We start from the raw sequence: 14,358 nt of genomic DNA, 5'->3' as shown, positions 1-14,358 counted from the left end.
CTGTCCCGTCCGGGCCGAAAGCCGGCCCCGCCTCCGCGATAGGACGGACTCGGGGTGACGGGCAACAGCCGCACGGGAGACTCAACCCAAGGATGGTTTCCCGCATTCAACCTTTGCGTTAAGGGACATCGCATCGGGCCGGCGACCGGCCGCCCGGCGGATCCGTCCCCGATGCGCCTCGCCCTGGCTCTCGCTGGTGCCCTCGCGGGCCTGACCGGATCGGGCGCCCGCGCGTCGTACGGCGTCACCGGCCCCGACGCGTCCGCGCAGGCCTCCGGGCCGATCGGGCTCGCGGCCGTGGCGCTGCTCGTCACCGGATTCGGTATCCTCGTCGCCCGCCGGATCGGGCGCCGCACCCTGCGGGCCGCGGCGGAGCGGGACCGCCTGTCCCGCGACCTGGCGCTGCGCGAGGCCGTCCTCTCGGATGTCCTGCGCGCCAGCGCGGACGGGATCGCGATCCTGGACGACGACCTGCGGGTGACGATGCTGAGCGAGCGCGGGCACCGGCTGATCGGCCACCCGGCCGAGGCGGTCTCCGGCCGCCGCTTCGCCGACCTGCTGCCGGCCGCCGCGGCGCCGGCCGTGGCCGACGCCCTGCGGGTCGCGCGGGCGGGGGGCCGCGGCACGGCGCGGCTGGCGCTTCCGGGGCGGGAGGGCGCTCCGGACGGCCTCTGCCTCACGGCGGTCGCCTCGGTCGACCCGGCCGCCGGAGACCGCTTCGTCGTCAGCCTGCAGGCCGCGGCCGCGGCCGCGCCGCCGGAGCCGCCCCTGCTCCGCGAGGCCTTCATGGCCATGATGGGCCACGAGATCCGCAACCCCCTCACCGCCATGCAGGGCTACGTCGACCTCTTGGAGGCCGAGGAGACCCTCTCGGGCCGGCAGCGCCGCTACGTGGCGAGCGCGGCGGCGGCCACGGCCGGCCTGCGCGGCACCGTCGACCAGCTGCTCGACCTCTCCCGGCTCGAAACCGGGCAGGCCGTCCTCGAGCCGGAGGATGTGTTCCTGCCCGCGCTCGTCGCCGCCGCCGCGAAGGCCGCCGCCCCCGCCGCGGCGGAGAAGGGACTCGCCCTCGTCGCCGCGATCGATCCGGCCCTCGCGGCCCCGCGCCGGGGCGACGCGGCCCGGCTTCACCAAGTGCTGCTGGCACTGCTCGACGCCGTCCTGCGCGGCGCGCGGCCCGCCGAGGGCGCGGTGACCCTGCGGGCCGAGAGCCAGGACGGCGCGGTGCGCCTCGTGCTCGCGGCGCCCGGCCACCGCAGCCTCGGGACGCTCGTGGCGCAGCTCGCCGCCAGCCAGGTGCCGCCGACCGAGGAGGAGGCGCACTCCGCCGCCGCCCCGTCCCTGTCCCTGCGCCTCGCCGGACGCCTGCTCGGCCTGATGCGGGCGCGGTTCGGGGCCGAGGGTGCGGAGTCCGGCGAGGCGGCGCTCTGGATCGACCTCGACCTGCCCGCCGCGGTGCCCGCCCGGTCGCCGCCGGACCGGGGCGCCGCCCGCATCCTCCTCGCCGACGACCTCCTGCTCAACCGCGAGCTCGGCCGCCTCGTGCTGGAGCAGGCGGGCCACCGGGTCGACGTGGTCGGCGACGGGAGGGCGGCCGTCGCGGCCGTGGCGAAGGGCGGGTACGACCTCGCTCTCCTCGACCTGCGGATGCCGGGCCTGGACGGACTGGCCGCCACGCGGGCGATCCGCGCCCTGCCGCCTCCGCACAACGCCCTGCCGGTCATCGTGCTGAGCGACGACGCGCTGGCGGAGAGCCTGTCGGGCTGCCGCGCCGCCGGCGCGGACGACATCCTGCCGAAACCCTTCGCCACGGCGGGGCTGCGCGACGCGGTGGCGCGCTGGCTTCCGGCCGAACCGCTCGTTCAGGCCGCCCCCGCCTGACGGGGCATCGGGGTTCCAGCCTCGGCCGGGTGCGGCGCACGCGCCTCATCCGGTCGGCGCCGTCTCCCCGGACCCGGGGCCGCCGGCCCGCGTGACGGTCGCGCCGGCATCGGAGACCGCCGGCAGGCAGCCCGACCGGGCTCGCCGCGCAACCCTCGGCCGTCACTCCGCGCCCATTGCGCCGGCCGCAATCCCCCCGCAGGATGGCGGCGATGGCGACGCACGAGGTCCTCAACCAGAGCCCGCCCTTCTCGGACGTGAACCTGATCGCGGCCGATGCCGCGCTGCGGGGCAGCCTGCGGGCGAACGGGGTGGATCCGCAGGATCCCGGGCTCCTGGCCTTCGGGGCGGAGTGGGGCGCGGCGGAGCGGCTCGACCTCGGGCGCCTCGCCAACGAGCACCCGCCGCGGCTGCGCACCCACGACGCGCGCGGCCGCCGGGCGGATCTCGTCGAGTTCCACCCGGCCTACCACGCCCTGATGGAGGCGAGCGTGTCCGCGGGCCTGGCGGGCTCGCTCTGGGACGGCCCCGCGGCGCCGGGGGCGCCGGGCCCTCTCGGTCACGACCCTCTCGGGCAGGGACCTCTCGGTCGAGGACACGTGGCCCGGGCGGCCCGCCTCTACGTCGTCGCCGGCGTCGAGAGCGGCCACCTCTGCCCGATGACCATGACCAGCGCCTCCGTGGCGGCGCTCGCCGCGGCGCCTGCGCATCTCGCGGCGTGGCGGCCCCGCATCGCCGCCCGCGCCTACGAGCCGGGCTTCCGGCCCTGGTTCGAGAAGCGCGGCGTCACCCTCGGCATGGGCATGACGGAGAAGCAGGGCGGCACGGATGTCCGCGCCAACGCCACGCGGGCCGCGCCCATGGGCGGCGACGCCTACGCGCTCACCGGCCACAAGTGGTTCTTCTCCGCACCGATGTGCGACGGGTTCCTGGTCCTCGCCCAGGCGCCCGGGGGCCTGTCCTGCTTCCTGGTGCCCCGCCACCGGCCGGACGGGAGCGTCAACGCCCTCCACCTGCAGCGGCTCAAGGACAAGCTCGGGAACCGCGCGAACGCCTCCTCGGAGGTCGAGTTCGAGGCCGCCTTCGGTTGGCTGATCGGCGAGGAGGGACGCGGGATCCGCACCATCCTGGCCATGGTCCAGCTCACCCGGCTCGACTGCGCGGTGGCCTCGGCGGGCCTCGTGCGCATGGCGCTGGCGCTGGCCCTCCACCACGCCCGCCACCGGCGCGTCTTCCAGCGGCCCCTCGCCGACCAGCCCGCCATGGCCCGGGTGCTCGCGGACCTCGCGCTTGCCGTCGAGGGGCAGGTCGCCCTCGTCCTGCGCCTCGCCGCGAGCTTCGACCGGGGCGAGGCGGCCCGCGCCCGCCTGCTCACCCCGGCCGTCAAATACGCGGTCTGCAAGGCGGCGCCCGGCCTCGTCGTCGAGGCGATGGAGTGCCTGGGCGGGAACGGCTACGTGGAGGAGAGCCCGCTGCCGCGCCTCTACCGGGAGGCGCCCGTGAACGCGATCTGGGAGGGATCCGGCAACGTCATGGCCCTCGACGTGCTGCGCGCCGCTGCCCGTGCGTCCGACGAGGCGAGGGCCGTCCTGGCGGAGCTCGCCGCCGAGGCGGCCGGCCTGCCGGGCGCGGCGGAGGCGGCCCGCGACGTGGCCGCCGCCCTCGCCGCGCCGGACGCGGAGGCGCGGGCGCGCTTCGCCACCGGCCGGCTCGCCGCCCTCGCGGCGACGGCGGCGCTCGCCGCCTCAGCCCCGCCGGCCGTCGCCGAGGCCTTCGCGCGGACCCGGCTCCTGCGCGAGCACGCGCTCCTCGGGGCGGCGGATCTCGGGGCCGCGGCCGGCCTGCTCCTGGAGCGCGCCCTGCCGTGAGGCCGCGCCGCCCGCGAACAGGACCCGATGCATGATCCGGCCCGGCACCAGGGTGAACAGGCCGGTGATGATCAGCGCACCGACGAAGAGGCCGATCATGGTCCAGCGATGCGCGGCGACCCGGCCCCGCCGGGCATGCGCCATCCCGAGGGCGAGCGCGATCAGCGTCGCCACGGAGAGGCCGTGGATCCAGCTGATCGGCCCGACCTGCCGCAGCTCCGCGATGCCGAAGGAACTGAGCGCGACGACGGCCATCAGCCCGATCCAGAGGCGGCCGAGGCCGCGATGCGTCCGGCCGCCCTTCGGCAGCGCGAACTGCGCGGTGCCGAGGGCCAGCGCCGCGACGGCGGCGGCCGCGTGCAGCTGGATCACCGGCGAGGCGGTCGCGAGCGGGGCGAGGGTCATGAGGCGGGACTCACGAGGAGGGAACCATGGCGGTCGCGGGCCGCGCCACCATGTTGACAGCATCAACATAGAGGGAAATCATGCCGGTGTCACCGCCCCGCGACGACGGGAAGGCGCCCTATCATCACGGTGACCTGCGCCGCGGCCTGCTCGCCGCCGCGCGGGCGCTGCTGGAGCAGGGTGGTCGCGAGGCGGTGACGCTGCGCGAGGCGGCCCGGACCGCGGGCGTTTCCCACAACGCCCCCTACCGCCACTTCCCGAGCCGCGACGCCCTCCTGGCCGCCCTGGCGGCGGAAGGGTTCGCGGCCCTGCGCGACGGGCTGCGGGCGGCGCGCGAGGCGAGTCCCTCCGCTCCGCTGGCCGCGCTCGGGCGGGCCTATCTCGCCTTCGCGGCGCGGGAGCGCCCGCTCTTCCGCCTGATGTTCGGGGCGGCCCCGGATCCCGGCGCACATCCCGACCTCGCGGCGGCGGCGGCCGCGGCCTTCGCGGTCCTGCGGGAGACGGTGGAGGAGACGGTGCCGCCGGACCTTGTCGCCCGCGAGACGATCCGCGCCTGGGGGCTCGTGCACGGGCTCGCCACGCTGGTGGCCGAGGGACAGGTCGCCCGCGAGGAGGCGGACGCGGTCCTGGCCTGACCCGAAGGTGCCCCTCGACGCCCGCGCGCTGGCCGCTAGATCGGCCGCATGCCCCGCCTCCTCGCCCTCGCGTCCCTCACCCTCACGTCCCTCGCCCTGGTCGGCCCGCCGGCGGCGCAGGCCCAGGCCCCGATCCGCAACACCCTCCCGGGCACTTGCGGCAGGCTGGTGATCGGCGGCCGGGATGCCGGCGCGGCCTGCGTCAACGAGCTCGTCAACACGGTCCAGGGCACCCGCACCTCCTTCGAGTTCCGCGCGAGCGACGGCAGCGCGGTCGCCTTCACGGGCACCGGGGCGCAGCAGGAGCGCCAGGAGGAGTTCGGCGTCGACGCGCTGCAGCCGGTGAGCGCCCTGATCCTGACGAGCAAGGGGCCGGACGGCGCGGTGCTGCGCGACACGCTGATGGCGGTCGGCTCCTGCCGCTTCCCGGCCGGCGAGCCCGGCACCTCGACGGTGGCCTGCACGGCCGACAGCCAGCGCGGGCGCTTCGAGGGCACCTTCGTGACCCGGGCGGGCGCGGCCAGGCCCTGAGGCGGGCGGAGGAAGGGGAAAAGTCGGCGCAGACCGACACGGTGGTTGTACGTCCCGCGCCAGCCGCTACTTTACGGCCGCCCGAGGGACGAGACCGAAGCCGTGAAGATCCAAGCCCTGCTCGCCGCCGCCGTCGCCGCCACCTGCCTGAGCGCGGCGCCTCTCCAGGCCAAGACGCTGGTCTATTGCTCGGAAGGTTCGCCCGAGAACTTCTACGCGGCGATCAATACCACGGGCACGACCTTCGACGCCACCACCCAGGTCTATGACAACATCGTCCAGTTCGAGCGGGGCGACACCAAGGTCGTACCCGATCTCGCGGAGAGCTGGGAGATCTCGCCGGACGGCACGGTCTACACCTTCCACCTGCGCAAGGGCGTGAAGTGGCACAACACCAACCGCGCCTTCAAGCCGAGTCGTGATTTCAACGCCGACGACGTGCTGTTCTCGATCGAGCGGCAATGGAAGGAGGATCACCCCTTCTTCAAGGTGACCAGCTCCAACCACTCCTACTTCAACGACATGGGGCTGGCGAAGCTGCTGAAGAGCGTCGAGAAGGTCGACGACTACACGGTCCGCTTCACCCTGAACCGGCCCGAGGCGCCGTTCTTGGCCGACCTCGCCATGTCCTTCGCGGCGATCCAGTCGAAGGAATACGCCGATGCCATGCTGAAGGCCGGCACGCCCGAGAAGGTCGACCAGGTCCCGATCGGCACCGGCCCCTTCTATCTCGTCCAGTACCAGAAGGACGCGGTCATCCGCTACAAGGCCTTCCCCGAGTACTGGGCCGGCAAGGCCAAGATCGACGACCTCGTGTTCGCCATCACGCCCGATGCCTCGGTCCGCTGGGCCAAGGTGCAGAAGGGCGAGTGCCACCTGATGCCCTACCCGAACCCCGCCGACCTCGACGCCATCCGCAAGGACCCGGCCGTGCAGGTGCTGGAGCAGCCGGGGCTGAACATCGGCTACCTCGCCTACAACGTCACCAAGAAGCCCTTCGACGACGTGCGCGTGCGCAAGGCCTTCAACATGGCGATCAACAAGAAGGCGATCCTCGACGCGGTCTTCCTGTCGACGGGCGTCCCGGCGGTGAACCCGATCCCGCCGACGATCTGGTCCTACGACAAGGACATCAAGGACGATCCCTACGATCCGGAGGGTGCCAAGAAGCTCCTGGCGGAGGCGGGCTTCCCGAACGGGTTCGAGACGGACCTGTGGGCGATGCCGGTGCAGCGGCCCTACAACCCGAACGCGCGGCGCATCGCCGAACTGATGCAGGCGGACCTGGCGAAGGTCGGGGTGAAGGCGGAGATCAAGTCCTACGAGTGGGGCGAGTACCGCAAGCGCATGCAGGCGGGCGAGCACCAGACCGGCATGCTCGGCTGGACCGGCGACAACGGCGACCCGGACAACTTCCTGCACGTGCTCTTGGGCTGCGACGCCGCCAAGAACAACGGCGGCAACGTGGCCAAATGGTGCGACCAGACCTTCGACGACCTCGTCGTGAAGGCCAAGTCGATCAGCGACCAGGGCGAGCGCACGAAGCTCTACGAGCAGGCGCAGGTGCGCTTCAAGGACCAGGCGCCGTGGTTCACCATCGCGCATGCGGTGCAGCTCAAGCCCGTGCGCAAGGAGGTGGTCGACTTCAAGCTCTCCCCCTTCAGCCGCCACGTCTTCTACGGCGTCGACATGAAGTGAGGCGGACCGGGCGGCGCTCCCCGGCGCCGCCCGCCCAGGACACCCGATGCTGCGCTTCCTCCTCTCCCGCCTCAGCCTGATCGTGCCGACCTTCCTCGGCATCACGCTCGTGGCCTTCTTCCTGATCCGCCTCGTCCCGGGCGACCCGATCGAGGTCATGGCCGGGGAACGGGGCATCGACCCCGCCCGCCACGAGACCCTGCGGCACGAGCTCGGCCTCGACCGGCCGGTCCTCGTCCAGTACGGGATCTATCTCGGGCGCCTGCTCCACGGCGATCTCGGCAAGTCGATGATCACGCAGGACACCGTGATCAACGAGTTCACCAGCCTGTTCCCGGCCACGATCGAACTCGCGGTCTGCGCGATCCTGTTCGCGATCCTGCTCGGGCTGCCGGCCGGCATCGTGGCGGCGGTGCGGCGCAACTCCATCCTCGACCACGGGGTGATGGGGCTGTCGCTCGCCGGCTACTCGATGCCGATCTTCTGGTGGGGCCTGCTGCTGATCCTGCTGTTTTCGGTGCAGCTCGACCTCACCCCGGTCTCGGGCCGCATCGACGTGATGTACTACATCGAGCCGGTGACGGGCTTCCTGCTGATCGACAGCCTGCTCGCTGACGATTGGGGCGCCTTCCGCTCGGCGCTCGGCCACCTCGTCCTGCCGGCGATCGTGCTCGGCACGGTCCCGCTCGCGGTCATCGCCCGGATGACGCGCAGCGCCATGCTGGAGGTGCTGGGCGAGGACTACATCCGCACGGCGCGGGCCAAGGGGCTCTCCACCTTCCGGGTCGTCGGCCTGCACGCCCTGCGCAACGCGCTGATCCCGGTCGTCACGGTGATCGGCCTGCAGGTCGGCGTCCTGTTCACGGGCGCGATCCTCACCGAGACGATCTTCTCCTGGCCGGGCATCGGCAAATGGCTGATCGAGGCGATCGGCCGGCGCGACTACCCGGTGCTGCAGGGCGGCATCCTGCTCATCGGCGTCGTGGTGATGAGCGTGAACCTCCTGGTCGATCTCGCCTACGGGATCATCAATCCCCGCATCCGGCACACACGATGATCCGATTTCGAGGGCCCCAGCGATGAGCGTCGAGGTCATGGAGACCCCGGCGGCGGCCGCCCCGAGCGGGGCGCCGCCGCATCCCTTCCGGGAGTTCTGGACCGCCTTCCGGGCCAATACCGGGGCCGTGATCGGGCTCGCGGTGATCGTCGTCGTGCTGGCCATGGCGGGGCTCGCCGACCTCGTGGCGCCCCACTCACCCATCCAGACCAACGACGCGATCTTCCTCAAACCCCCGTTCTGGCAGCAGGGCGGCGCGCTCGCCTACCCGCTCGGCACCGACGCGATCGGGCGCGACATCCTCTCGCGGCTGATCTACGGGGCGCGGCTCTCGCTCACCATCGGCATCGCCGTGGTGGCGCTGTCGATCCTGGTCGGCACCGCGCTCGGGCTCGCGGCGGGCTATGTCCGGGGCGCCGTCGACACCGCGATCATGCGGGTGATGGACATCATCCTGACCCTGCCGAGCCTGCTCTTGGCCATCGTCATCGTGGCGATCCTCGGCCCCGGCCTGATGAACGCGATGCTCGCGGTCGCCGTGGTGGTTCTGCCCCACTACGTGCGCATCGCCCGCGCGGCGGTGCTGGCGGAATCCTCCCGCGACTACGTCACGGCCGCCCGGGTGAGCGGGGCGGGCACCCTGCGCCTGATGGTCCGCGAGATCCTGCCGAACTGCGCCGCGCCGCTGATCGTCCAGGCCTCCCTCGGCGTCTCGACGGCGATCCTCGACGCGGCAGCCCTCGGCTTCCTCGGCCTCGGCGCGCAACCGCCCTCGCCCGAATGGGGCACAATGCTGGCCGATGCCCGGGAATTCGTGCTGCGCGCGTGGTGGGTCGTCACCTTCCCGGGGCTGATGATCCTCGTCACGGTGCTGGCCTTCAATCTCGTGGGCGACGGCCTGCGCGACGCCCTCGACCCCAAGCTGAAGCGGTAGGCCCTTGCCCCTCCTCGAGATCGAGAACCTCTCCGTCGAATTCCCGACCGCCGGCGGGGTGATGCGTGCCGTCGAGGGCGTCTCGCTCACCCTCGACGAGGGCGAGGTGCTGGGCGTGGTGGGCGAGTCGGGCTCCGGCAAGAGCGTCACCATGCTGGCGCTGATGGGCCTCGTCGGCTACCCGGGCCGGGTCCGGGCCGACACCTTGCGCTTCCAGGGCCGCAACCTCCTCACCCTGTCGGACCGCGAGCGCCGCCGCCTCACCGGCAAGGACGTGGCGATGATCTTCCAGGAGCCGACCACGAGCCTGAATCCCTGCTTCACGGTCGGCTTCCAGCTCGCCGAGACCCTGCGGCTGCACGAGGGAATGGGCCGGCGCGCCGCCCGCGACCGGGCCGCGGAGCTGCTCGGGCAGGTCGGGATCCCGGCGCCGGGGAGCCGCCTCGACGCCTACCCGCACCAGCTCTCCGGGGGCATGAACCAGCGGGTGATGATCGCCATGGCGATCGCCTGCAACCCGAAGCTGCTGATCGCCGACGAGCCGACCACGGCGCTGGACGTCACCATCCAGGCCCAGATCCTCGATCTGCTGCTCACCCTCCAGAAGGAGCGCGGGATGGCGCTGGTGCTGATCACCCACAACATGGGCGTGGTGGCCGAGACGGCCGAGCGCGTGATGGTGATGTATGCCGGCCAGGTGATGGAGGAGCAGCGGGCCGAGACGCTGTTCTCCTCCCCCCACCACCCCTACACGGCGGCGCTGCTGGCGGCTCTGCCCGAGCGCAGCGAGGGCGGGCGGCTCGCCACGATCCCCGGCGTGGTGCCGGGGCTGCACGACCGGCCCGCCGGCTGCCTGTTCTCCCCGCGCTGCACCTTCGCCACCGACCATTCGCGCCGGGTGCGGCCGGAGCTTCAGGCATTCGGAGAGGGGAGGGTGCGCTGCCACTACCCGCTCGGCGAGCCCGGGCGCGAGGCGCGCCTCGCCGCGGACGGTCTCGTCGGCGCCACCGCGGAGGCGGCCCCATGAGCGCTCCCGTCGTCGAGGCCCGCGACCTCACCCAGATCTACGAGATCCGCCGCGGCCTGTTCCGGGCGCCCGCCCGCCTGCAGGCGGTGGGCGGCATCTCCTTCTCGGTCGAGCCGGGCCGTACCCTGGCCGTGGTGGGCGAATCGGGCTGCGGCAAGTCCACCCTCGCCCGCATGGTCACGCTGATCGAGACGCCGACCGGCGGGACGCTCACCCTCGACGGGATCGACGCGATCGCGCCGCCCCGCGCCGAGCGGCGCCGCCTGCGGCAGAGCGTGCAGCTCGTCTTCCAGAACCCCTACGGCTCGCTCAACCCGCGCCGCAAGGTCGGGACGATCCTGGAGGAGCCGCTCGCCATCAATACCGACCTGCCGGCCTCCGAGCGCACGGCGCGCGCCCGCGCCATGCTGGCCAAGGTCGGGCTGCGGCCGGAGCATTACGGGCGCTACCCGCATATGTTCTCAGGGGGGCAGCGCCAGCGCATCGCCATCGCCCGCGCGCTGATGCTCAACCCGCGGCTGGTGGTGGCCGACGAGCCGGTCTCCGCCCTCGACGTCTCGATCCAGGCGCAGGTGCTGAACCTCCTCGCGGACCTGCAGCGGGAGCTGGGCCTCGCCTACCTGTTCATCTCGCACGACCTCGGCGTCGTCCGGCACATCGCCCACGAGGTGCTGGTGATGTATCTCGGCCTCGCCATGGAGCAGGGCGAGAAGGAGCGGATCTACGCCGCGCCGCTCCACCCCTACACGCAGGCCCTGCTCGGGGCGACGCCGGGCCTCACGGGCGCGCGGCGCAAGCGCATGGTGCTCGGCGGCGAGTTGCCCTCGCCCCTCGACCCGCCGCGGGGCTGCGTGTTCTCGACCCGCTGCCCCTCCGCCACGGACCTCTGCCGGGGCGAGCGCCCGGCCTTGCGGCCCGTCGGCGGCCGGCTCGTCGCCTGCCACTACGCCGAGACCTTCCTGGGCGAGGCCGCCGCGGCGGCCTGACCCGCGCGATCGAAGCGGCTCGGCGCGCCGGCGGGCCGGAGCGCCGACCCGCGCGGGCGTCCGTCCTCGTCGACGACGCGGCGGATGCGCAGCGAAACACGCCAGACACGTCTTCATCGAACTGTCGTTGGGGAAGGCTACGGGAACGGCCGAGTTCGCCGGTAACGAGACGCGCCGGCGCGCGGCTCCGGGAGTGCCTCTCCCGCAGGAAGGCCCGATGCGACCCCACCCGCTCCCCTCGGGGCGCGTCCGGCTGCGCCCGGATCGGGGGCGCATCGACCGCGCTCTCCGGCGGCGACGACAGGCCCCCTCGGGACGCGCGCGGCGGCCGACGCCGCGATCAGCGCCCGGAGGTTCACGATGGCCACTTACACGCTCCAGCTCCTCCACATGTCCGACGGCGAGGGCTCGACGCTCTCGACCCAGACCGCCCCGATCATGGGCGCGCTCATCGACCGCTTCGACGACCAATACGCCAACACGCTGGTGCTCGCCGGCGGCGACAACTTCATTCCCGGCCCGTTCCTGACCGCCGGCGCCGACCCGTCCCTGAACGCGATCGTCGGCGCGACGGCCCTCGCGCGGCCCGACATCGCCATCTACAACGCCTTCGGGGTCAGGGCGACGAGCTTCGGCAACCACGAATTCGACCTCGGCTCCCAGGTGCTCGCCGACGCGATCGCGCCGTCGGGCTCCTGGGTCGGCGCCCAGTTCCCCTACCTGTCGGCCAATCTCGACTTCTCGCGGGACGCCGCCCTGCGCGGGCGCGTCACGGCGGCGGGCCAGGACGCCGCGGCCATCAAGGGCCGCATCGCGCCCTCGGCGATCGTGACGATCAACGGCGAGAAGATCGGCATCGTCGGCGCCACCACGCAGGTGCTGGAGCGCATCTCCTCGCCCACGGGCACCGAGGTGAACGGTTTCCCGAAGGCCGGCGGGCCGGGCGACAAGCTCGTCGAGCACGACGACATGGCGCTCCTCGCGAGCCAGCTCCAGCCGGTCATCGACGCGCTGATCGCCCAGGGGGTCAACAAGGTCGTCCTCGACAGCCACCTGCAGCTTCTGTCGAACGAGCAGGCGCTGGCGCCGCTGCTGCGCGGCGTCGACATCATCCTGGCGGCGGGCTCGCACACGCGGCTCGGTGATTCCACCGACGTCCCGGCCGCCTTCCCGGGCCACGACGCCACCTATGCGGGTCCCTACCCGATCGTGACCGCGGGGGCGGATGGCGCGCCGACGCTGATCGTCTGCACCGACAGCGAATCGACTTATCTCGGGCGGCTCGTGGTCGATTTCGACGCGGACGGCCACATCGTGCCGGGCAGCCTCAACCCGGCGGTGAGCGGCAGCTACGCCTCGACGACGGCGAACCTCCAGGCGGCCTACGGCGCCGACATCGGGAAGGCCTTCGCGGCCGGCTCGATCGGCGCCCGGGTGAAGCAGATCACCGACGCGGTCGGCCAGGTGGTCAACACCAAGGAGGGCAACGTCTTCGGCTTCACGGGCGTGTACCTGGAGGGCGACCGTGCCTTCGGACGGGCGCAGGAGACCAACCTCGGCGACCTCTCGGCGGACGCGAACACGGCTGCGGCGGCCAAGGCCGTGGCGGGCCAGCCCTACCTCGTCTCGCTCAAGAACGGCGGCGGCATCCGGGCCTCGATCGGCGCGGTGAATTCCGGCGGCGGCAACGATCCGAACGCCGGCGCCAAGCTGCCTCCGCTCGCCAACGCCGCGGCGGGCAAGCCTTCCGGCGGCATATCCCAGCTCGACGTCGAGAACGCCCTGCGCTTCGACAACAAGCTGATGGTGTTCGACACCACGCCGCAGGGCCTCAAGGCCATCCTCGAATACGGTGCCGGCCTCGCCCCGGGGAATGGCGGCTACCCGCAGATCGGCGGCGTGAAGTTCTCCTACGATCCGTCCCAGCCGGCGGGATCGCGGCTGCGCAGCGTGGCGCTCACCGACGAGGCCGGCACCGTCATCGCCAAGGTGGTGGAGAACGGCGCCGTCGTGGCGGGCGCCCCGTCGCGGATCAGCGTCGTCTCCCTGAACTTCACGGCGAATGGCGGCGACGGCTACCCGACCAAGCAGAACGGCGACAACTTCCGCTACCTGCTCACGGACGGAACCCTGTCGGCGCCGATCGACAAGGCCAAGGACTTCACGGCTCCGGCCAACGTGCCGGCCAACGTGATCGGCGAGCAGGCGGCGTTCGAGGGCTACCTGCACGAGCGCTACGGATCGGCGGATCATCCCTACGGAATGGCGGACACGCCGGCGAGCGAGGATCTCCGCATCCAGAACCTGAGCCTGCGCGGCGACACGGTGTTCAAGTCCGACCGCTTCGGCACCGGCGGGGCCGACTGGCTGGTGGGCACGGCGGGCGACGACGAGATCTTCGGCTACGACGGGAACGACACGCTGTTCGGCGGCGCGGGCGACGACCGCATCGAGGGCGGGGCCGGGGACGACCTGCTCGTCGGCGACGCGGGCGCCGACACGCTGGTGGGCGGCGCCAGGGCCGACTGGATCGAGGGCGGCGAGGGCAACGACGCCCTGGTGGGCGGCGCGGGCAACGACGTCCTGCACGGCGGTCCGGGCAATGACTGGCTGGCCGGCGACGAGGGGAACGACACCCTGCTGGGCGGCGCGGGCAACGACGAGATCCACGGCGGCGCCGGCGACGACTGGATCGTCGGCGAGGACGGCAACGACGTTCTGGTGGGCGAGGACGGCAAGGACGACCTCTACGGCGGCGCGGGCGACGACTGGATCGAGGGCGGCGCGGGCGACGACGTGCTGATCGGCGGCGCGGGCGACGACGTGCTGCGCGGCGGCGCCGGGGCCGACTGGATGCAGGGCGACGAGGGCCGCGACACCATGCTGGGCGGCGCCGGCAAGGACGAGATGCACGGCGGCGCGGGCGACGACTGGCTGGCCGGCGAGGACGGGGACGACGTGCTGGTGGGCGATGGGGGCAACGACGTGCTGCTGGGCGGCGCGGGGGCGGACTGGCTCGTGGGCGGCGAGGGGGCCGACACGCTGGTGGGCGGCGCCGGGAACGACGTGCTGATCGGCGGGCCGGGCTCGGACACCTTCGTGTTCTCCCGCGGCGACGGGCGCGACCTGATTCAGGACTTCGTGACGGGCGGGGCGGAGCGCGACGTGGTGGAGTTCGGGGGCGGCGTCTTCGGATCGTTCGCGGCAGTCCAGTCGGCGAGCCGGCAGGTGGGCGCGGACGTGGAGATCACGGTGAGCGCCAGCGACGTTCTGGTGCTCCAGAACGTGCAGCTGGCGAACCTGGGCGCCCAGAACTTCACCTTCTCCCTCGCCTGA

The 14,358-nt window shown here is 73.0% G+C and carries 10 protein-coding genes and 1 pseudogene; 10 read left to right on the top strand and 1 reads right to left on the bottom strand.

The window, feature by feature from the left end; translation table 11 throughout:
* Window positions 1-171 precede the first annotated feature (171 nt).
* Both ACW9J6_RS07565 and ACW9J6_RS07560 read left to right on the top strand, forming a co-directional pair.
* Window positions 172-1,881, top strand: coding sequence for a response regulator (locus tag ACW9J6_RS07565; protein WP_457115839.1), 1,710 nt, complete (start codon window positions 172-174; stop codon window positions 1,879-1,881).
* 212 nt (window positions 1,882-2,093) lie between these two features.
* Window positions 2,094-3,749 (top strand): acyl-CoA dehydrogenase family protein, encoded by a 1,656-nt coding sequence (locus tag ACW9J6_RS07560; protein WP_457115838.1) that lies wholly within the window; start codon window positions 2,094-2,096, stop codon window positions 3,747-3,749.
* 63 nt (window positions 3,750-3,812) lie between these two features.
* Here ACW9J6_RS07560 and ACW9J6_RS07555 read toward each other — a convergent pair.
* Window positions 3,813-4,154 (bottom strand): annotated as a pseudogene (locus ACW9J6_RS07555) (DUF2306 domain-containing protein); the annotation flags it as partial.
* An 80-nt stretch (window positions 4,155-4,234) separates the two neighbouring features.
* Here ACW9J6_RS07555 and ACW9J6_RS07550 point away from each other — a divergent pair.
* From ACW9J6_RS07550 to ACW9J6_RS07515, 8 genes are all read left to right on the top strand, one after another.
* The gene (locus ACW9J6_RS07550) at window positions 4,235-4,789 is read left to right on the top strand and encodes a WHG domain-containing protein (protein WP_457115837.1); all 555 of its coding nucleotides are present in this window, start codon (window positions 4,235-4,237) and stop codon (window positions 4,787-4,789) included.
* A 48-nt stretch (window positions 4,790-4,837) separates the two neighbouring features.
* Entirely contained in the window at window positions 4,838-5,320 is a 483-nt protein-coding gene (locus ACW9J6_RS07545; RefSeq protein WP_457115836.1) for a hypothetical protein, read from the top strand.
* Between the two features lie 102 nt (window positions 5,321-5,422).
* Window positions 5,423-7,018, top strand: a complete 1,596-nt coding sequence (locus tag ACW9J6_RS07540; protein WP_457115835.1) for an ABC transporter substrate-binding protein — start codon at window positions 5,423-5,425, stop codon at window positions 7,016-7,018.
* A gap of 46 nt (window positions 7,019-7,064) precedes the next feature.
* Entirely contained in the window at window positions 7,065-8,075 is a 1,011-nt protein-coding gene (locus ACW9J6_RS07535) for an ABC transporter permease subunit (protein ID WP_457115834.1), read from the top strand.
* Between the two features lie 22 nt (window positions 8,076-8,097).
* Entirely contained in the window at window positions 8,098-9,009 is a 912-nt protein-coding gene (locus ACW9J6_RS07530) for an ABC transporter permease subunit (RefSeq protein ID WP_457115833.1), read from the top strand.
* 4 nt (window positions 9,010-9,013) lie between these two features.
* Window positions 9,014-10,036, top strand: a complete 1,023-nt coding sequence (locus tag ACW9J6_RS07525) for an ABC transporter ATP-binding protein (protein ID WP_457115832.1) — start codon at window positions 9,014-9,016, stop codon at window positions 10,034-10,036.
* The gene (locus ACW9J6_RS07520; RefSeq protein ID WP_457115831.1) at window positions 10,033-11,022 is read left to right on the top strand and encodes a peptide ABC transporter ATP-binding protein; all 990 of its coding nucleotides are present in this window, start codon (window positions 10,033-10,035) and stop codon (window positions 11,020-11,022) included. The genes ACW9J6_RS07525 and ACW9J6_RS07520 overlap by 4 nt, the downstream gene beginning before the upstream one ends.
* Before the next feature lie 360 nt (window positions 11,023-11,382).
* Complete coding sequence (locus ACW9J6_RS07515; RefSeq protein WP_457115830.1) at window positions 11,383-14,358, top strand: 5'-nucleotidase C-terminal domain-containing protein; 2,976 nt, start codon at window positions 11,383-11,385, stop codon at window positions 14,356-14,358.

This window comes from Methylobacterium sp. JK268 (assembly GCF_054052225.1).
The sequence above is the reverse complement of the archived record's forward strand: the minus strand, read 5'-3'. Positions and strand labels throughout refer to the sequence as shown.

Excerpts from the sequence above, each read along its gene's own strand:
- ACW9J6_RS07560 (WP_457115838.1), top strand. The coding sequence starts at position 2,094 with ATGGCGACGCACGAGGTCCTCAACCAGAGCCCGCCCTTCTCGGACGTG.
- ACW9J6_RS07520 (WP_457115831.1), top strand. The coding sequence starts at position 10,033 with ATGAGCGCTCCCGTCGTCGAGGCCCGCGACCTCACCCAGATCTACGAG.
- ACW9J6_RS07545 (WP_457115836.1), top strand. The coding sequence starts at position 4,838 with ATGCCCCGCCTCCTCGCCCTCGCGTCCCTCACCCTCACGTCCCTCGCC.
- ACW9J6_RS07550 (WP_457115837.1), top strand. The coding sequence starts at position 4,235 with ATGCCGGTGTCACCGCCCCGCGACGACGGGAAGGCGCCCTATCATCAC.
- ACW9J6_RS07530 (WP_457115833.1), top strand. The coding sequence starts at position 8,098 with ATGAGCGTCGAGGTCATGGAGACCCCGGCGGCGGCCGCCCCGAGCGGG.
- ACW9J6_RS07535 (WP_457115834.1), top strand. The coding sequence starts at position 7,065 with ATGCTGCGCTTCCTCCTCTCCCGCCTCAGCCTGATCGTGCCGACCTTC.
- ACW9J6_RS07565 (WP_457115839.1), top strand. The coding sequence starts at position 172 with ATGCGCCTCGCCCTGGCTCTCGCTGGTGCCCTCGCGGGCCTGACCGGA.
- ACW9J6_RS07515 (WP_457115830.1), top strand. The coding sequence starts at position 11,383 with ATGGCCACTTACACGCTCCAGCTCCTCCACATGTCCGACGGCGAGGGC.